The sequence below is a fragment of the Rhizobium gallicum bv. gallicum R602sp genome (genome assembly GCF_000816845.1).
Classification (GTDB): domain Bacteria; phylum Pseudomonadota; class Alphaproteobacteria; order Rhizobiales; family Rhizobiaceae; genus Rhizobium; species Rhizobium gallicum.
The window spans coordinates 3,968,582-3,987,421 of record NZ_CP006877.1 but is presented as its reverse complement, the minus strand read 5'-3'; the positions used below and the strand labels follow the sequence as shown (position 1 = coordinate 3,987,421).

The following is an 18,840-nucleotide window of genomic DNA, read 5'->3' as shown; positions in this document are numbered from 1 at the left end:
GATCGCGCAGCTCTTGCATTGGTACGAACGGATGGTACTGCGACGTTCAGATGACCGGTGCAGGTGCGTGTGCCGTGCCAGTTCCTGCTGCCGGGGAGGCCGACTGCTCGATCTGCGCCGCCAGTGGATGCAAATGCAACTCGCGCGGATTGAAGGTTTCGAGGTAGGCCTCGGAACGTCCGATATAAATCATGGTGGAATCGGATAGCGTCGCCAGCAGCGCCATCAGGGTTGATTGCGATTCCGGCTCAAGACCTTCCAGCACTTCGTCGAAGATGATCCAGCGCGGCCGGGCCAGCAGCAAGCGGGCAAAACCGATCCCCTTCTGCTCGTCGGAATCGAGCATCTTATCCCAGCGGGCCCGCGTATCGAGACGCGCAATGAGGTGGCTAAGGCCGGCTTTCTGAAGCGCTGCTTCGACGTCCTCGCTCTTGTAGGTGTCCACCGGTTCCGGGAAAGACAGCGCTTCGCGCAACGTGCCACCGGGCACATAGGCCACTTCTGGAACGAAAACCGTGCCGTCGGCGGGCGGCAGCCCTATCTTGCCGCTGCCGCAGGGCCAGAGGCCTGCAAGCGCCTGGAACAGGAGCTTGCGGTTCACATTATGGTCGCCGTTGATCATGACCTTCTCGCCGGCTCTGATCGTGACATCCGTCTCGGCGACGGCAAAGCCGCCGCACAGATCGATCTCTTCGCCGAGCTTGGCGGCGATCATGAGATTCTTGAGGGTGAGCGTATCAGCGTTATCCTCGTAGGTGATCGCATTCTTTGGATTGATGGGTTCGTCCATGCCGTGCAAGGCATGGCGGAAATCGGTCACGCGCATCAGCGTGGCGCGCCACTCGGCGATCGCGGTGAAATTGGCAACATACCAGCGCAGGGCGGTATTCACCTGGTTGAAGGCGCCGACGGACATCATCAGTTCGCCGAAGGTCAGGCTGCCTGAAAAATAGGCGGGAGCCGCGACGATGATCGGGACGACGATGACCAGCCAGCCGTAACCGGCCGAAACCCAGGTGAGGTTAGTGCTGGCCATGGTCAGCCGCTTCAGGATGGCAAGTACCGAAGTGATATCCTCATTGATCCGCCGGCGTTCGTTTTCCTCGCCGCGGGCCACGGTAATCGCCGGCATATTCTCGTTGGCATGCATCAGCGAAAAGCGAAGCTCCGCTTCCTTGGAGAAGCGGTCGGCATTCAAGATCACCAACTTGCGGCCGACGATCTGGCTGAGGATCGAGGCGGATGCCGCATAGAAGATCGCGGCCCAGACCATATAGCCCGGAATGGCAAAGGCGTAGGTGCGAAAATGGAAGACGAAGCCGCTCGAAAGCTCCCAGAGAACGCCGATGAAACTGACGAGCAGGATTGTCGACTGGATGAGGCCGAGCGTGAGGCCGGTTGTGCTTTCTGCAAGGTTGCGGGCGTCTTCATGCAGCCGCTGATCCGGATTGACCCCGATCAGGCCGGTTGAGGCGAGACGCAGCGCACGCTTGCGCTTCAGCCAGTGATCCACGAGATCGCGGGTCAGACCTTCGCGCATATAAAGCGCGGTCATCTGGTTGAGCCACGCCTGGCCGACGTTCATGAGCAAAAGTGAACCGGCAATCAATGCGAAGACCTGGAGCTGATGGAAGAATTCGCCGACGTCGCGGCGCTGCAGGGAATCGTAGAACGGTGCGTTCCAGCGGTTCAGAATGACCTGGCCATAGGCCGTCGCCAGGATCACCGCGAGCAAGATCGAGGCGAGTAGCAGAATCTTTCCACGGACCTTGGAATCCCAGAATGCCGCAAACATCAGTTTCAGGCGGTATCCGAGGCTCAGATCGTAACCTACTCTATCCTGCCCTTGAATGCTCGGCCTGCCTTCGACGTCGTCTGCCATTATGTCCTTCCATGCGGACCATGATGATGCTTGATTAACATGGTGACGCGCCCTGTCCATCAACAGATTCTACCAGTCATTAACGCGTGAGTTACCTTGGTTCAACGCGCGCCCTTCACAATTGCGATTGATTCGCGTGGGCTGCGGCGCTATTTAGGGTTCTCCGTGGTGATTTGGCCGGCCGGCTTGCAGCCACGTTAAATAAGTCGCTAAAGGGCCGCGTGCGGACCGGTAGCGATTCTTTCGCCGCCGGTTTTTTATTTGCCGGTACCTTTTGTTTTGTTGAGTGACCGCAATGCCCATCAAGATCCCCGATACTCTGCCCGCTTTCGAGACCCTCGTTCATGAGGGCGTGCGGGTGATGACCGAAACGGCGGCGATCCGTCAGGATATCCGCCCTTTGCAGATCGGGCTTCTCAATCTCATGCCGAACAAGGTCAAGACGGAGTTGCAGATGGCGCGACTTGTGGGCGCCTCGCCGCTTCAGGTGGAGCTCTCGCTGATCCGCATTGGCAACCATAGGGCCAAGAACACATCCGAAGACCATCTGCTTGCTTTCTACCAGACCTGGGAGGAGGTAAGGCATCGCAAGTTCGACGGCTTCATCATTACTGGCGCACCGATCGAAACGCTGCCTTACGAGGACGTGACCTATTGGACGGAGATGAAGAAGATCTTGGATTGGACCGAGACGAACGTTCATTCGAGCATGAATGTCTGCTGGGGCGCGATGGCGGCGATCTACCATTTCCACAAGGTTCCGAAGTACGAGCTGAAGGAAAAGGCGTTCGGCGTCTATCGCCATAAGAACCTCAAGCCTTCATCCGTCTACCTCAATGGATTTTCCGATAACTTCGAAGTGCCGGTTTCGCGCTGGACCGAGGTCCGGCGGGCCGATATCGACAAGTCCTCAAGCCTCGAAATCCTCATGGAATCCGATGAGATGGGCGTGTGTCTCGTGCACGAGAAAAAAGGCAAGCGGCTCTACATGTTCAATCATGTGGAATACGATTCCACATCGCTTTCCGATGAATATTTCCGCGACGTGAATGCCGGCGTGCCGATCAAGATGCCGCATAATTATTTCCCGCATAACGATCCGTCGCTCGCACCGCAGAACCGCTGGCGCAGCCATGCGCATCTGCTCTTTGGCAATTGGATCAACGAAATCTACCAGACGACGCCCTATAATCTCGACGAGATCGGTACAAAAATCTGAACTGCAGCCGCCGCTGACCTCGTTGCGGCGGCGTTTCTTTTTGTGTTTGACGGTTGCGGTCCTCAACAAATGGAGGCAGGTTCGCGGGCCTGAAACCAACACAGATTTGGGATGGCGAACGATGTCGGAAAAGCTCGAACGGGAAGTTTTCGGGACGACGAAAGACGGCGAAACCGTCTATCGCGTCGAGATCAAGGGCGGCGGCCTTACAGCCAAGATCATGACTTGGGGGGCAGTCATCCAGGATCTGCGGCTCGACGGCCATGATGCGCCTCTCCTGCTCGGCTTCGACGACTTTGCCAGCTATCCCTCCCATTCCTCCTATTTTGGTGCAACGCCCGGCCGCTGTGCCAACCGCATCGGCGGTGGCAAGTTTACCCTCGACGGCAAGGCCTATCAGCTCGAGCTCAATGAAAAGGGCGTTTCGCATCTGCACGGCGGCAGCGACAATATCGCCAAGCGCAACTGGACGATCGTCGAGCACGATGCCGACCGTGTCGTCTTAAAGATCGTCGACCCGGATGGTCGCGCAGGCTATCCAGGCAACTGCACGGTCCAGGCGACTTACCGTGTGCATGGCCATGGCGAATTCTCGGTCGTCTACGAGACGACCACCGACCAGCCGACGCTCGCCAATCTTTGCCAGCACGCGTATTTCAATCTCGACGGCCGCGAAGATGCGCTCGGCCACGATATCATGATCGCTGCCGATCATTATCTACCGACTGACGAGATACAAATCCCGACCGGCGAGATCCGACAGGTCGAAGGCACGGTTTTCGACTTCCGCGAAATGGCCCCGATGAAGCGGTTTGCAGACGGCGAGCAGGCGTTTTACGACCACAATTTCTGCCTTTCGACGGAACGCACGGCCAAGCGCTCCGTCGTACTGGCACGCAGCGTCAACTCCGGTGTCTCGCTGGAGGTTAGAACCACCGAACCGGGCATACAGTTCTATGCCGGTTTCAAGCTCGACGTTGCGGTCGCGGGCATCGGGGGGCGGAAATACGGGCCCTTCGCCGGCTTCTGCCTCGAAACGCAGGTTTGGCCGGATGCGATCAATCACGAGGGCTTTCCAAATGCGGTGCTGCGCCCAGGCGAGGTGCTGCGGCAGGAAACGGATTACATCTTCACGAAAAGCTGATCTTCGCGGACATCCGATCACTCATAGACCTTCGTGCCGCCACGAGGGTTTTCATCTTGCGGCTGAGATTCAGCTTGAAAAGTGGTTCTAAATAGGTTCTATGGTTATTCCATGGATAGAACCAGTCTGATAGCGGAGCTCAATGCCCGCGGTCTGCGCGACGAAACGATGACGGGACCGCTCTACAGGCGGCTCGCACTGGTGTTGACCGGCCTCATTCAGGAAGGCCTACTCAAGCCGGGTGCAGCCCTTCCCGGAGAGCGCGATCTCGCCGAAGCTCTGAAGCTCGGCCGCGTGACGGTGCGAACCGCTTATCGTGATCTGATGGCCTCCGGCGCATTGGAATCGCGTCACGGCAGCGGTACCTTCGTTTCCAGTAAGGTGGAGCGCATGGAGCAGCCGCTCTGGCGTCTTTCGTCTTTCTCGGCCGATATGCGCTCACGCGGCCGTTCGCCGGCGGCAAGGATATTGTCCCGCACGATCAATTCGCCATCGCCGGAAGAATCCTTCCTTCTCGGACTTGGCCAAGATGAGGCCGTTCTGCGCCTGGATCGTCTGCGCCTTGCGGATGGTTTGCCGCTGGCGATCGAGAGGGCGGTTGTGCCGGTCAAGTTCCTCGGCGGCAGTGCCGGTGGCGAGGGATCGCTTTATGATGCGCTGGCCGCAAACGGCCACAAGCCGGTGCGGGCGCTGCAGCGGCTGACCGCCGTGACGCTCGATCCTTCATCAGCCTCGATGCTGAATGTAAAGACCGGTGCGCCAGCACTCTTGATCGAACGGATTTCGCGCCTGGAAGACCAGCGCGTCGTTGAATACACCCGTTCGCACTACCGCGGCGATGCCTATGATTTCGTGGCCGAACTGAAAATTGGAGATGACCTATGAGTGAGAACCAGTCGCTGATGCTGCAGGAGGCGGGCCAGTCGCCGGACGTGGTCGCGACGCTCCTTCAAAAGGAGAAGCCGGTTTTCGCCGAAATCGCCAAGCTGTTTTCCTCGGTTCGCCCGAGCGTGGTAACGACGGCAGCGCGCGGATCTTCAGACCATGCCGCAACCTTCTTCAAATATCTCTTCGAGATCACTGCCGGTATTCCCGTTGCTTCCGTCGGCCCGTCGATCGCTTCCGTCTATGGTACGGCTCTACAGTTGAAGGATGGTGTTCACTTCACTGTTTCGCAATCCGGCGCCAGCCCAGATATCGTTGCCCTTCAGGATGCTGCCAAGCGTGGCGGCGCGACGACGATCGCCGTTGTGAACGTCACCGACAGCCCGCTTGCAAAGCAGGCAGATATCGTTCTGGACCTCAATGCAGGTGCGGAAAAGAGTGTTGCCGCGACCAAGTCCTTCATCGCCTCGGTTGCCGCGCTCGCCGGTGTCACGGCTGCAATTGGCGGTACGGCCGATCTGCAAGCCTCATTGGAGAGGTTGCCCGAGGCTCTGTCGGCGACTGCTGGTATCGATACGGCTGGTGCAGAAGACGTGCTCTTCAATGCAACCTCGCTTTATACGGCAGGCCGCGGGCCAGCTTTTGCGATCGCGCTCGAGGCCGCTCTGAAAGCCAAGGAAACCTCCGGCCTTCACGCGGAAGCCTTCTCGCTGGCAGAGCTGATGCATGGCCCGATGCGCCTCGTTCAGCCGGGTTTCCCGATCGTCGCCTTCATGCCCGACGATGCGGCCTATGCCAACAACGTTCAGGCACTCGAGCGATTACAGAGGCTCGGCGCAACGACCGTACCGTTCTCGGCGCAGCCGCTTTCCGGCGTCAATCTGCTCGTGCCGACGACGGGCAACGGCCTACTCGATCCGCTCGTGTCGCTTCTCGTCTACTATCGCCTGATCGAGTCAGTTACACGCCGCAAGGGTTTTGATCCAGACAAGCCGGCAAACCTGCTCAAAGTCACGGAGACGATATGATACTCCGCAAGATCTTCACCGGTGCCCGGATCTTCGACGGCGAGAAGTTCCACGACGAAAAGGCGCTGATCGTTGCCAATGGCCGGGTCGAGGCCATTGTCTCGTGCAACGGTTTGCCCGAAGGCGAGACGATCTTGCTTGACGGCGGTGTGCTTTCGGCAGGTTTCGTCGATGCGCAGGTGAATGGCGGTGGCGGGCGTATGCTGAACGATGAGCCGTCGGCAGCTTCGATGTGTATCATTGCCGAAGGTCACCGGCGCTACGGCACGACGGCGCTGCTTCCAACCCTGATCACCGATACGGCGGATGCGACGGCGGCTGCGATCGAGGCCGCAAAGGATGCGGTTAAAACCCATCGGGGCGTGGCCGGTCTTCATCTGGAAGGTCCACATCTGGCGCCTGCCCGCAAGGGGGCGCACCTGGCCGAACTGATGCGCCCGGTCGAAGACAAGGATGTCAAAGCTTTCATTCGCGCCCGTGAGGCAATCGGTACGCTGCTCGTGACGATGGCGGCCGAACAGGTGACGGTCGCTCAAGTTCGCGAACTGAGCGAGGCTGGCATCATCGTCAGCATCGGCCATTCGGATTGTTCGAGCGAAGCTGCAGAAGAGCGTTTCGATGCTGGTGTACGCGGCGTCACCCATCTTTTCAACGCCATGAGCCAGATGGGTCACCGCGCACCTGGTCTGGTTGGCGCGGCAATCGACCATCCGTCGACGTGGTGCGGCATCATCGCCGACGGCCATCATGTCGATCCAAAAGCGCTACGCACTGCACTTCGCGCCAAGCGCGGGGAGGGCAAGCTCTTCTTCGTGACGGATGCCATGTCGCTGGTTGGCTCCCGAAAGGATAGCTTCACGCTCAACGGTCGCACCGTGCGGCGTGAGAAGGGGGGCTTCTGCTCGAAGCTGGTGCTTGCGGACGGCACACTTGCCGGATCGGATGTCGATATGGCGTCGACCATCCGCTATGGCGTCACCTATCTCGATCTGACGCTTGCCGAGGCGCTGCGCATGGCAACACTTTATCCGGCCCGGTTTCTCCGGCTCGATGGTTATGGCCATCTTTCGCCGGGAGCGCGCGCCGACCTCGTGCATCTGACGGATGCGGTCGAAGTCAACGCCGCGTGGATCGACGGCGAAGCGGCCTGAAGCAGAGGAAATGCCATGACGGCGGTTACGGATGCCTATTTCTCCAATCTGATCGGCCGTCTTGAGGCTTTGAGGAAAAGCCTTGCCGAACCCATGGAGAAGGCCGCAGCAGTCATTCTCGATGCGGCGCGTCATGACAAGCGCGTTTACGTCTTCGGCACGGGCCATTCGCATATGCTGGCCGAGGAGGTGCATTATCGCGCCGGCGGTCTTGCGTTCACCGTGCCGGTTCTCATCGGCTCCGCGATGCTCCATGAGGGGGCGGTCATCAGCTCGGTCTATGAACGCACGCAAGGCCTCGTTCGGCCGGTGCTGGAGCGCTACGGCATGCAGCCAGGCGACGTCATCATCATTGCTTCGAACTCGGGTGTGAATGCCGCACCAATCGAGGCTGCGGACTATGGCCGCGAGATCGGCGCCAAGGTGATCGCTGTTACCTCGGTTGCCTATTCGAGCGCGATTGCCAATGGCCGCCGCCGGCTCGCGGATATCGCCGATGTCGTGCTGGATAACGGCTTGCCGCCCGGCGATGCCGTGCTCGATCTGGCTGGAAGCGGTCTCAAGGTGGGCCCGGTGTCGACGGCTGTCGGAGCAACAGTGCTAAACGCAATCTTCGCTGAAGTTGCCTCTGCGCTTTCGAAGTCCGGCGACGCACCAGTCTATCTCAGCGCCAACATGCCGGGAGCTGCGGAGGTCAATCAGCGGCTGGTGAAAAAATACCGGCCGCGCAACCCGCATCTGTAATCAAGACAGAAAGGCCGGCGTTAGGCCGGCCTATCTGTCTGATGTGTCCGAAGGATCAATCCTTGGCGCGTTCGACGTAGGAGTTGTCTTCAGTTGCGATAACGACGCGCGTGCCTGCGTTGATATGCGGCGGAACCAGGGTGCGCACGCCGTTCGAAAGCATCGCTGGCTTATAAGAGGACGACGCCGTCTGGCCCTTGACGACCGGTTCCGTCTCGGTGATCTCGAGCGTGACGTGACGCGGCAGCTCGAGTGCCAGCGGAATGCCTTCATGCATCGACAGAATGCAGGTCATGCCTTCCTGGAGGTAGGCCTTCTGGTCGCCCATCGTTTCGTTGTCGACGACAACCTGATCGTAGGTCGCCGGGTTCATGAAGTGGAAACCTTCGCCGTCTTCATAGAGATACTGGAAGTTCACATCCTCAACGAAGGCGCGCTCGACCTGCTCGGTCGTGCGCCAGCGCTCGGAAACCTTTACGCCGTCGACGATGCGGCGCATGTCGACCTGGGTGACCGGCGTACCCTTGCCGGGGTGAAAGTTCTGCGCGGTGAGAACGACGTAGAGTTTGCCGTCTACGTCGAGAACGTTGCCCTTGCGGACCGAAGAGGCGATGACCTTGACCATAAGACTTCCTTGTCACTCGGCTTTTGGCGTCGTAGAGGGATTGTCTGGATGGTCCCGATGACGCCAATTGTTTTTCGTTGGGGCGCAACTAACCTAAAATCCGGCAAAACGCCAGCCCTCGCGTTGGCGGGCCCGGTGATGAAAGCTCAGAATGAACCTTACCAGCGCCAAAGCGTCTCCTTGGTGGACCCCCAGCGTCCACGCGGACCGCCGCCCCTTCCTGATTGGGCGGAACGCGATCCAGGTGGCGCTGCGCGGCTACTTCGCGCGCGAGGATTTCATCGAGGTAGATACGGCCACGCTGCAGGTTTCGCCCGGCAACGAGGCACATCTGCACGCTTTTGCAACCGAGGCGCTGACGACGGACGGGCAGGCGACTTCCTTCTATCTGCACACCTCACCGGAATTTGCCTGCAAGAAGCTGCTCGCGGCCGGTGAGCAGCGCATCGCCTGCTTCGCGCATGTCTATCGCAATCGCGAACGCGGCCCATTCCATCATCCCGAATTCACGATGCTGGAATGGTATCGCGTCGGCGAAAGCTATGAAACGCTGATGATGGACTGCGTGCGGATTCTGGCGCTGGCCGCAGAAACCGTGGAGACGCCGAAGCTGACCTATCGGGGCGCCGAAACCGACCCCTTCGCCGGACCTGAACGCATCAGCGTCGCAGAGGCGTTCGAGCGCTATGCCGGCATCGACCTGTTGGCGTCGGTCGCCGCCGATGGTTCGACGGATCGAGAATATCTGGCTTGTGAACTACGCCGGAACGGTATGCGCGTCTCGGCCGACGACGGCTGGGCGGACCTCTTCAGCCGCGTCCTGGTTGAAAAGATAGAACCCCACCTCGGTTTCGGCTGCGTGACCATTCTGGATGAGTACCCGGTTTCCGAAGCGGCGCTCGCCCGTCCCTCGCCACGCGATCCGCGGGTTGCGGAGCGTTTCGAGCTCTATGCCTGCGGCGTTGAACTGGCGAACGGCTTCGGCGAACTCACCAATGCGACAGAACAACGCCGCCGCTTTGAGCTCGAGATGGCAGAAAAAGCGCGCGTCTATGGCGAACGCTACCCGATCGACGAGGATTTCCTCGATGCGCTTTCGATCATGCCAGAGGCAAGCGGCATCGCGCTCGGCTTCGACCGGCTGGTCATGCTGGCGACAGGAGCCTCGCGCATCGACCAGGTGCTGTGGGCGCCGGTTGCGGAGTATCGCTGATGAATATCGTCCGGCCGATCAAAAGCGTCGATGACCTGTCGAAAGCCAGGCTGTTGGCCGATCGCGACCGGCTGGCACTGGAAGAGGTCGCTGCACGATATGCGATCGCCCTGACGCCGACCGTCGCCAAGTTGATCGATCGAGCCGACGTCGACGATCCGATCGCGCGTCAATTCGTGCCGGATGCAGCCGAGCTTGTCGTAACAGCTGAAGAGCGCGCCGACCCTATCGGTGATCATGCGCACAGCCCGGTTGAAGGCATTGTGCATCGCTATCCGGATCGCGTGCTGTTGAAGGCCGTGCATGTCTGTCCGGTTTATTGCCGCTTCTGCTTCAGGCGGGAGATGGTCGGTCCCCAAGGTCTCGGTACGCTCGATCCGGCGGCGATGAGGGCTGCTTTCGACTATATCCGCGGCCATCCGGAGATCTGGGAGGTGATCCTTACAGGCGGCGATCCGCTCGTCCTTTCGCCGCGGCGGCTGGAGGAGATCATGCGGGAGCTTGCGGCCATCGATCACGTGAAGATTGTCCGGTTCCATACACGCGTGCCCGTGGTCGATCCGCAGAGGATCGATGCGACGTTGATCGCCGCGTTGAAAGCGAGCGGCAAGACGACTTATATCGCGCTCCATGCCAACCATCCGCGCGAAATGACGATCGAAGCCCGTGCAGCCTGTGGCCGAATCATCGATGCCGGGATCGTCATGATCAGTCAGTCCGTGCTCTTGAAGGGCGTCAACGACGATGCCGGCGTTCTGGCGGACCTGATGAAGACATTCGTCGAGACGCGCATCAAGCCTTACTACTTGCATCATCCCGATCTGGCGCCCGGCACCAGCCATTTCCGGCTGACGATCGAAGAAGGCCAGAAGATCGTTTCTTCGCTGCGCGGCCGCATCTCGGGCCTTTGTCAGCCGGCCTATATCCTTGATATCCCGGGTGGCCACGGAAAGGCAGTGATTGGCGAAAATTCTGTCCGGAAGACGGCGGACGGTTGTTTTTCCGTGTTGGATTACCATGGCGCAGAACATTCCTACCCGCCTTCCGAGTGACGTGAAGACACGCGGCGTATCATTTCTGCACTTTCAGCCTGGACACCAATCTTGGCGCCTGAGGCAGGAGTAACGCCTAAGTGTCTGTCAAGAAAAAGATAAAAGCCATCGAGACAAGGTACTCCCTAAAATTTTAACTGCGAGTCTTCCTCATATTTAACCAGACAAGTTAGCGGAATGTTTTGTTTTCCGGCCTAAAAGAACGCTCATGATGAAGGCGATAATCGCCACTCGGGATCATGACAATCTTGGAGGTTGCTAAGGATGAACAAGACTATCCGTGAACTGCTCGCCAAATTCGGCAAGCTTCCTGTTTCGATCGATCAGCTAGCCGACGATGCCGATCTCTATGCGGCCGGTCTGACATCCTTTGCTTCCGTGCAGCTCATGCTTGGCATCGAAGAAGCCTTCGATATCGAATTCCCCGACAATCTCCTCAATCGCAAGTCCTTTGCCAGCATCTCCGCGATCGAAACGACCGTCGATATCATCAAGGACAACCGGAAGGTCGCGTGATGAACTTTCCGGTCAAGATCACGGAACAGAATTTTACCGTCAGAACGGCGCGCGTTGCCGAGATCGCCGCGAAATATGCCGACGCTGTCGACGCCGAAGGCCGCTTTCCATGCGAGGCCGTCGATGCGATGAAAGCCGAGCGCCTGCTCGGCATTCAAGTGCCGCGCCACCTAGGTGGCGAGGGGGCATCGACGACCGAAGTCGCCGAACTCTGCTCCGTTCTTGGCCAGGCTTGCGCCGCAAGTGCGATGGTCTTCGCCATGCACCACATCAAGCTTTCAAGCTTGGTCGAGCACGGCACCGAAAGTGAATGGCATGCTGGCTTCATGCGGCGCATCGCCGCCGAGCAGCTCTTGATTGCATCGGCGACGACCGAAGGCGGGATCGGCGGCAATCTGCGCAACAGCATCTGCGCCATCGAGGTCAGCGGCGACAGCTGCCGTCTCGAAAAGGACGCGACCGTGATCTCCTACGGCTCGCATGCCGATGCCATCCTCATAACCTCTCGCAGCCATCCGGACGCAGCACCCTCGGATCAGGTCCTGACGGCGTTTCTCAAGGATCAGTACACACTCGAGCGCACGCATATCTGGAACACGCTGGGTATGCGCGGCACATGCTCCGACGGCTTCCTCTTCAAGGGGCAAGCGCCTGCCGTTCAGATCCTGCCGAAGCCTTTCGCCGAAATCGCCGCACAGTCGATGCTCGCTTCGTCGCATCTGCTCTGGAGCGGCGTCTGGTATGGCATTGCGGTCGACGCCGTCTCCCGCGCGCAGGCCTTCGTGCGTGCCGCAGCCCGCAAGTCTCCTGGTGTTCCGCCCCCCGGTGCGCTGCGGCTCGCCGAAGTCTCCACCCTGCTGCAGATGGTGAAGTCGAACGTCGTGGCGGGTCTCAAGGCTTACGAAGATGCCAAGTCCGATCCGGACAAGCTCTCCTCGATGGGCTTTGCGGTGGCCATGAACAACGTGAAGATCGCTTCATCGGAAACGATCCTGGAGATTGTCAACCACGCCATGCTGATCTGCGGAATCGTGGGCTACAAGAACGGTACGCCCTTCAGCCTTGGCCGGCATTTGCGCGACGCTCATTCCGCACAGCTCATGATCTCGAATGACCGCATCCTCGGCAACACGTCGAGCATGCTTCTCGTCCACAAGCAGGACACTAGCCTACTGGGGTGACAGTCATGGATATGCAGACTTCGTTTCTAGACCGGCTCTTCGAATCCGGTCTACTGATCGATACTGGCGTCGACGGTCTTTACGGCCGTAGCGGGCAGTTCGAAGACGTGATCACCGCCTTCGAGCGCCTGATCGACAAGTTTGGCGGTGCGGATGGCGCAGAAGCCATGCGCTTCCCGCCGGGCATGAACCGCGCGCTTTTCGAAAAGAGCGGCTACATGAAAAGCTTCCCCCAGCTTGCGGGCACCGTCCACAGCTTCTGCGGCAGTGAACTCGATCACATGAACCTGCTGCAGTGCATGGAAGTCGGCGACGATTGGACGAAGGGCCAGGAAGCAACCAATATCGTGCTGACGCCGGCTGCCTGCTATCCGCTCTATCCGACAATCGCCAAGCGGGGCAATCTACCTGCGAAGGGCAGCCTCTTCGACCTGCAGTCCTATTGCTTTCGTCATGAACCGTCGAAGGATCCCGCCCGCCAGCAGCTTTTCCGCATGCGCGAATATGTCTGCATGGGCACCGAAAGCCATGTGACCGACTTCCGTCAGCGCTGGATGGATCGCGGCGTCGAGATGATGAAGCAGCTCGGCCTCGAAGTCGTCATCGACGTCGCCAACGATCCATTTTTCGGCCGCGGCGGCAAGATGATGGTCAACAACCAGCGTGATCAGAACCTGAAGTTCGAGCTGCTGATCCCGATCACGTCGGCTGCCAAGCCGACAGCCTGCATGAGCTTTAACTATCATCAGGACTCCTTCGGCCAGAAGTGGGACCTGAACCTGGAGGACGGCAGCGTCGCGCACACTGCATGCGTCGGCTTCGGTCTCGAGCGCATCGCGCTTGCGCTGTTCCATCATCACGGGCTCGACGTGACGGAATGGCCGGCGAATGTGCGCAAGACCCTGTGGGGCTGAGCGGTTCGATGTCCTGCGTTTTCCCGGCCATCCGTCCAGATGGCTACCGCCAGCATGCGCTGCATTCCAATGAACGCATGTGGCCGGAAACCAACTGCTATATCGACCTCTGGATCGAAGTGCTGAACACGCTCAGGCTGCCGCCTGAAGCGATGCTCGGCTTTACGCTGACGCAGGATTTCGAGGGCGATCAATTCACCTTCTTCAAGGTACCGCTCGAAGACCTCGAGGCGCTTTACGGCATCCGTGTCACCGAACTCGCGATCTTTGACCGCGTCGAGCGTCACGTCGAAACACAGATCAGGCGCGGCCGACTTTGCCTGATCGAAATGGACTCCTTCTATATGCCGGATACCCACGGTACGGCCTATCGTTCCGAACACGGCAAGACGACCGTCGCCATCAACCGGCTGGATATTGCTGCCAAGCGCGTTGAGTATTTTCACAATGCCGGCTATTTCCAGCTTGAGGGCGAGGACTTCGACGGTCTCTTCCAAATGCATCTGAAGGACGAGGATTCACCCTTCCTGCCCTATACGGAATTTGCAAAACTTCCGGAGGCGTTTGCAGGCGAAAACTATATCGGCGATGTGGCGCACCGTCTTTTCAAGGTCCATTTCTCGCGCCGGCCTGCCGAAAACCCGATCCGTGCCTTTTCCAAGCAATTTCCGCAGCAGGTGGAAGTTGTCGCCGAGCGCCCTTTCGGCTTCTTCCACAAATATGCCTTCAACACCTTGCGCCAGTTCGGCGCCAATTTCGAGTTGGCCGCAGATCACCTCGCGTGGCTTTCTGCGGGCAGGTTCGCGCAGGCTGAAGAGAATGCCCGGCGCATCTCCGAAGTGGCGAAGTCGGTGCAGTTTCAGCTTGCCCGCGCCGTCACGCGCAAGAAGTTCGAGCCATTGCAGGCGGCGCTTGATCCGGCGGCAGATGCATGGGATGCCATGATGACTTCGATTTCCGATCGGCTTTGATACCGGGAGCTTGAGCATGGGGGGGCGGTTGGCGAGCGTCGGTGCGGAAGAGACCCTGCTTTCCGAAGGCTGGAATCTGGTCCTGACGGAACCGGGAGCTTGCTTGACGCCGCATGACATCCCGCCGTCTTCGAGGTTCATAGCAGCACCTGTTCCCGGCACTGTGGCTGACGCTTTGGAGCGCGCCGGTCTCTTCGATCGCGAGAATCCGGAGCCCCTGAATACGAAAGACGCCTGGTACGTCTGCCGGCTTTTCGACGCCGAGCCTGGCGAGGTTATCCTTCGTTTCGCAGGGCTTGCGACGCTCTGCCATGTCTTTCTGAACGGGCAGGAAATCCTCTCTTCCGAGAGCATGTTCACGGCGCATGAAATCCCCGTCACGCTTTTGGGCGGCGATGACCTGGTCCTTTGTTTTCGTGCGCTCGGTCCCCGTCTGAGCGAGCCCGGAGCCCGCGCCCGCTGGCGTCCTCAGATGATCGCGCCGCAGGGGCTCAAGAACTTTCGTACGACGCTGCTTGGGCACATGCCTGGCTGGTGCCCCGAAATTCATGCTGTCGGGCCGTGGCGGCCGATCACGCTTGTTCGCCGCAGTGTGATGTCGATCGATAATGTCTCGATCCGGGCTGTGCTGGAAAATGGCGTTGGCCGCCTCAGCGTTTCGTTGCACGCGGATGCCGAAAATCCCGACATGCTGCTTCGCTGTGGAGAGGTGGAGCAAGGCTTTGAGAAGATCGGCGGAAATCATTATTCGGCGATCCTCAAGCTGCCGGAGGTCACGCCTTGGTGGCCGCATACGCACGGTCTCCCGCATCTTTACGAACTGACGCTCGTTTCGGACGGCGCCGAATACTCGCTCGGAAGGACCGGCTTCCGCCGGATTGAAATCGATCGTGGCGTCGACGGCGACGGGTTCGGCCTTCGGGTAAATGGCGAGCCCGTCTTCTGCCGCGGTGCTGTCTGGACGACGGCCGATATCGTTCGCCTGCCGGGTTCGCGCGCAAACTACGAGCCCTTTCTGCGCCTTGCTGCCTTCGCCGGTATGAACATGATCCGCATTGGCGGCACGATGGCTTATGAGACGCCAGAGTTCTTCGAGCTTTGCGACGAGCTCGGCATTCTTGTCTGGCAGGACTTCATGTTCGCCAATTTCGACTACCCGCGAAGCGATAAGGCCTTCACGGGCCACGTTCATGCCGAAGTCGAGGGTTTTATCCATGGAGTGCAGGCTTCTCCTTCGCTCGCGGTCCTTTGCGGCGGAAGCGAGATTTATCAACAGGCGGCAATGCTCGGGTTGCCGCAGGAATTCTGGCGCGGACCGCTGACGGAGGACGTCATCCCGGCGATTGCAGAGCGTATGCGCCCCGACGTGCCCTACGTGCCGAACTCCCCTCACGGTGGGGCCATGCCTTTCTCGCCAAATACCGGCGTTACGCACTATTACGGCATTGGTGCCTATATGCGCCCGCTGGAGGATGCTCGCCGCGCCGACGTCCGGTTTGCTGCAGAAACCCTCGCCTTTGCCCATGCACCGCAACAAAAAACATTGCAGCGGCATCTGGATGTCCCGGCAGTCCATAGTCCGCTGTGGAAAGCTCGCGTTCCGCGGGATCGTGGCGCCTCCTGGGATTTCGAGGATGTTCGCGACTTCTACCTGAAGGAACTTTATCATGTCGACCCAGCGGCGCTGCGCCGGGAAAATCCGGAGCGCTATCTCGATTTGTCCCGCGCCGTGACGGGCGAGGTTCTGACGGAAACCTTCGCCGAATGGCGGCGCAAGGGTTCAAACTGCAACGGTGCACTTGTCTGGACGCTTCAGGATATTCTGCCTGGTCCCGGTTGGGGTGTTGTCGATTCCACCGGCGAGCCGAAACCGGTCTGGTTTGCCATGCGCCGCGTCTTCCGCCCGATTCAAGTGCTGCTGACGGACGAGGGCACGAACGGCCTTGACGTGCATGTCATCAACGAAACCGGCGAAAGCTTGCCGGTTGAGCTTGAAATCGTCTGCCTGCGGGACGGCAAGCAGAGAGCCGTCGGCGGCAGCCAAGCACTGATACTTGCGCCAAGATCCACCGAAAAGCTCGCCGCGACCGAGCTCTTCGGTGCATTTTTCGACACGACCTATGCTTTCCGTTTCGGTCCGCCTTCCCATGACGTAACCGTCGCGCGGCTGCGCTCCGCCGATGGCGGCCTGCTTGCCGAAGCATTCCATTTCCCGCTCGGACGGTCGAAGGCGTTTCACGATGCCGCGATCGTTGTGAAGGCGGTAGAAGATGGCGGGAACTGGACCCTTGAGCTGCAGGCCGATCGCTTTGCGCAGTCCGTACACCTTGATGTCCCGAATTACCGCGCAGCCGACGATTGGTTTCATCTGGCGCCAGGTTCGGTCAAACGCGTCCCACTGCATGGGCTTGCGGGCGCGACGAAGGGCGAGGCGCCCTCTGGTGAAATCAGGACGTTGGGAGGTTCGCGTATTTTGGCGATCTGACGGCGCGGCTGCGGTCTTCATGCGGTGTTGCCTGACGCGTCCCGATCTTCAACGATATGGAGCGGACCTCCTGAAGGTAGAAGGACTGAGCATGTGCCTGTGTAAGGTTATGATCGGCTTCCGGTATGATGTTGAGCCGAACGTTGCCGTAGCGTTTCAGATATGAGCCATCCTTGCCAAAATGATCATTGAACTGCTCAAGACCGGTATCATGGGCGGTATAGATCAGCGACACGTCAACCTTGCGGGCTTTCAGGGACTGGAAAAGATCGAGAATTGCGGTCCGCTCCTCGGATCGGACCGGCAGAAAATCCAGCACCGGACGGCTGAGCCTGATCGCTCGTCGCACCAGAGAGGTCATGAAATTTTTGATTGCCCGCGGGACATCGATTTCACCGCGCAACAATCGCTTTAGGGTTTCGAACTGCAGCAGCTTCAGGCGGTATGTTTCGAGCGAGCGCGGCACATGGCGAAGCGATGCGTCGACCGTGAGCTTACCCGACCAGTGGAAGACATAGGGATTGGCGGCAATCAAGCCGCTGGAGCGTTCGTCCCAGAGGCTGCCCTGGAAAGCGAGATAACCGCCGCTGCAGCGGCCGACAAGCACGGCAGGCAGCAGCTTGGATGATTCCAGAAGATCGAGGGCCGCTGTGATCTCATCGTTCTGTCCTTTGAAATAGAGCACCTGCTCTGGCGCGCCTGGTGTGGGCGGGCTATCTGCGACATTCGCATTGTCGAAGCGCAGCGAGGGAATGCCGTCGTGGGCAAGCGCGCGCGCCATTTTTACGGATGTGCGCCCCCAGCCCGCATTCCGGTCGTAAGCCGTCGTCAAGATGATCGCGGTCGCCCCACGACGCGGAGCCGTGGGCTTGCAAAGGATGCCGTAGAGTTCGCCAGCTTTTCCAAACCGCAGCGGCGTCTCGGTGAACTCGGCGGTTGTAAGCGGTGCCACGGTCGGGCGTTGCCTCCGCGTTGATGTCCCCATCTGAGAACCGGAAATCGATTTCACCCATTCGACGATGTGATTGCCGGTCTCTAGCGGCATCGTTGCGATCGTCGGGTTGAAGACGAGTTCGTCATAGCCGCGATAGACAGCGTCCCGCGTGGCCGGAAGCAGGTCTTTGACATGGGCGGCAAAATCTTCGTCGGCCGAACGGTTCGGGCGCGTCAGCACCAAGCAGTTTTTTGCGTCGAGCTTCGAAAGCTCCATGAGGTTGATTTTGCGAACCTCCGCGGCGATTTCGTCCGACATACGAAGGCCGGCGATCCATACGCCCTGTGTTTCGCGCTGGCTTTCGGCAACGCCCATTCCGTCGTCGATCATTTTCGACCATACGGAGAGTTCACGCAGATAGAGCCGGCCGGAGATTGCGGGCGCCATCAATGCAATGCCCTCGACACCACCGAGCCTTTGCGCCAGATCGACAGCGATCGTGCTGCCGAGACTCTGGCTCACAAGTATGATGCTGTCACAGCCGGAAAGCGATTTCAGCTGTGCTGCAGCCTGCTCCGCCGTTTCGAGCCAGACAGCTAGGCCGCGGCTATGGTCCGTTACCTCCAGCGCGTCGCCGGTTCCCGCGTAGTCGAAGCGCAGGCTTGCCACACCCGCTTCGGCAAGTTCTTCCGCCAGGATACGGAAGAACTTGCGGGTGCACATTTCCTCGAATCCCCAAGGACTGACAAAGAGGACGGCCGTGGATTTGCGCGCGGCTTGACTGGCAGGTGCGTAAAGGCCGATCGTGCCGGCAAATGTCACCGGTTCGGCTGCTGCGGCAGCCTTATGCGTTGTCTTGCTTTTGTTGGTATCCAGCCCCGTGCTCATTTCCATTC

16 protein-coding genes and 1 riboswitch are annotated in these 18,840 nt (G+C 59.5%); of the genes, 13 read left to right on the top strand and 3 right to left on the bottom strand.

All coding sequences use genetic code 11. The features are described 5' to 3' along the window. Positions 1–46 precede the first annotated feature (46 nt). Complete coding sequence (locus tag RGR602_RS19490) at positions 47–1,882, bottom strand: ABC transporter ATP-binding protein/permease (protein WP_052451623.1); 1,836 nt, start codon at positions 1,880–1,882, stop codon at positions 47–49. A gap of 155 nt (positions 1,883–2,037) precedes the next feature. Continuing rightward, positions 2,038–2,115: riboswitch (SAM riboswitch) on the top strand. 62 nt (positions 2,116–2,177) lie between these two features. On the opposite strand from RGR602_RS19490, the gene metA reads away from it, so the two are divergent. From metA to RGR602_RS19460, 6 genes are all read left to right on the top strand, one after another. Then, the gene (gene metA, locus RGR602_RS19485; RefSeq protein ID WP_039846449.1) at positions 2,178–3,101 is read left to right on the top strand and encodes a homoserine O-acetyltransferase MetA; all 924 of its coding nucleotides are present in this window, start codon (positions 2,178–2,180) and stop codon (positions 3,099–3,101) included. A gap of 121 nt (positions 3,102–3,222) precedes the next feature. Next, the gene (locus RGR602_RS19480) at positions 3,223–4,245 is read left to right on the top strand and encodes an aldose epimerase family protein (RefSeq protein ID WP_039846448.1); all 1,023 of its coding nucleotides are present in this window, start codon (positions 3,223–3,225) and stop codon (positions 4,243–4,245) included. Between the two features lie 111 nt (positions 4,246–4,356). Then, positions 4,357–5,130 (top strand): GntR family transcriptional regulator, encoded by a 774-nt coding sequence (locus RGR602_RS19475; protein ID WP_039846447.1) that lies wholly within the window; start codon positions 4,357–4,359, stop codon positions 5,128–5,130. Next, positions 5,127–6,158: an SIS domain-containing protein gene (locus RGR602_RS19470; RefSeq protein ID WP_039846446.1), complete on the top strand. Its 1,032-nt coding sequence runs from the start codon at positions 5,127–5,129 to the stop codon at positions 6,156–6,158. Before RGR602_RS19475 ends, RGR602_RS19470 begins: the two co-directional genes overlap by 4 nt. Next, the gene (gene nagA, locus RGR602_RS19465) at positions 6,158–7,309 is read left to right on the top strand and encodes an N-acetylglucosamine-6-phosphate deacetylase (RefSeq protein WP_039847039.1); all 1,152 of its coding nucleotides are present in this window, start codon (positions 6,158–6,160) and stop codon (positions 7,307–7,309) included. The genes RGR602_RS19470 and nagA overlap by 1 nt, the downstream gene beginning before the upstream one ends. A gap of 15 nt (positions 7,310–7,324) precedes the next feature. After that, a complete protein-coding gene (locus RGR602_RS19460) occupies positions 7,325–8,053 on the top strand; it encodes an SIS domain-containing protein (protein ID WP_039846445.1) in 729 nt (242 codons plus the stop codon). A gap of 55 nt (positions 8,054–8,108) precedes the next feature. On the opposite strand, the gene efp is transcribed toward RGR602_RS19460, so the two are convergent. Beyond that, on the bottom strand, positions 8,109–8,678 hold the full coding sequence (efp, locus tag RGR602_RS19455) for an elongation factor P (RefSeq protein ID WP_039846444.1): 570 nt from the start codon (positions 8,676–8,678) through the stop codon (positions 8,109–8,111). 151 nt (positions 8,679–8,829) lie between these two features. Here efp and epmA point away from each other — a divergent pair, with 151 nt between their 5' ends. From epmA to RGR602_RS19420, 7 genes are all read left to right on the top strand, one after another. Then, the gene (gene epmA / locus RGR602_RS19450; RefSeq protein ID WP_039846443.1) at positions 8,830–9,891 is read left to right on the top strand and encodes an EF-P lysine aminoacylase EpmA; all 1,062 of its coding nucleotides are present in this window, start codon (positions 8,830–8,832) and stop codon (positions 9,889–9,891) included. Continuing rightward, the gene (locus tag RGR602_RS19445; protein WP_039846442.1) at positions 9,891–10,943 is read left to right on the top strand and encodes a lysine-2,3-aminomutase-like protein; all 1,053 of its coding nucleotides are present in this window, start codon (positions 9,891–9,893) and stop codon (positions 10,941–10,943) included. Before epmA ends, RGR602_RS19445 begins: the two co-directional genes overlap by 1 nt. Before the next feature lie 264 nt (positions 10,944–11,207). Continuing rightward, entirely contained in the window at positions 11,208–11,459 is a 252-nt protein-coding gene (locus RGR602_RS19440; protein WP_039846441.1) for an acyl carrier protein, read from the top strand. Continuing rightward, on the top strand, positions 11,459–12,640 hold the full coding sequence (locus RGR602_RS19435) for an acyl-CoA dehydrogenase family protein (protein WP_039846440.1): 1,182 nt from the start codon (positions 11,459–11,461) through the stop codon (positions 12,638–12,640). The genes RGR602_RS19440 and RGR602_RS19435 overlap by 1 nt, the downstream gene beginning before the upstream one ends. Before the next feature lie 5 nt (positions 12,641–12,645). Continuing rightward, positions 12,646–13,554, top strand: a complete 909-nt coding sequence (locus RGR602_RS19430; RefSeq protein ID WP_039846439.1) for an amino acid--[acyl-carrier-protein] ligase — start codon at positions 12,646–12,648, stop codon at positions 13,552–13,554. An 8-nt stretch (positions 13,555–13,562) separates the two neighbouring features. After that, entirely contained in the window at positions 13,563–14,525 is a 963-nt protein-coding gene (locus tag RGR602_RS19425) for a DUF1839 family protein (RefSeq protein WP_039846438.1), read from the top strand. A gap of 16 nt (positions 14,526–14,541) precedes the next feature. Then, positions 14,542–17,010: a glycoside hydrolase family 2 protein gene (locus tag RGR602_RS19420; protein WP_039846437.1), complete on the top strand. Its 2,469-nt coding sequence runs from the start codon at positions 14,542–14,544 to the stop codon at positions 17,008–17,010. Here RGR602_RS19420 and RGR602_RS19415 read toward each other — a convergent pair. Next, entirely contained in the window at positions 16,973–18,832 is a 1,860-nt protein-coding gene (locus tag RGR602_RS19415; RefSeq protein WP_082046614.1) for a serine aminopeptidase domain-containing protein, read from the bottom strand. The two genes, RGR602_RS19420 and RGR602_RS19415, sit on opposite strands and share 38 nt — an antisense overlap. Positions 18,833–18,840 lie beyond the last annotated feature (8 nt).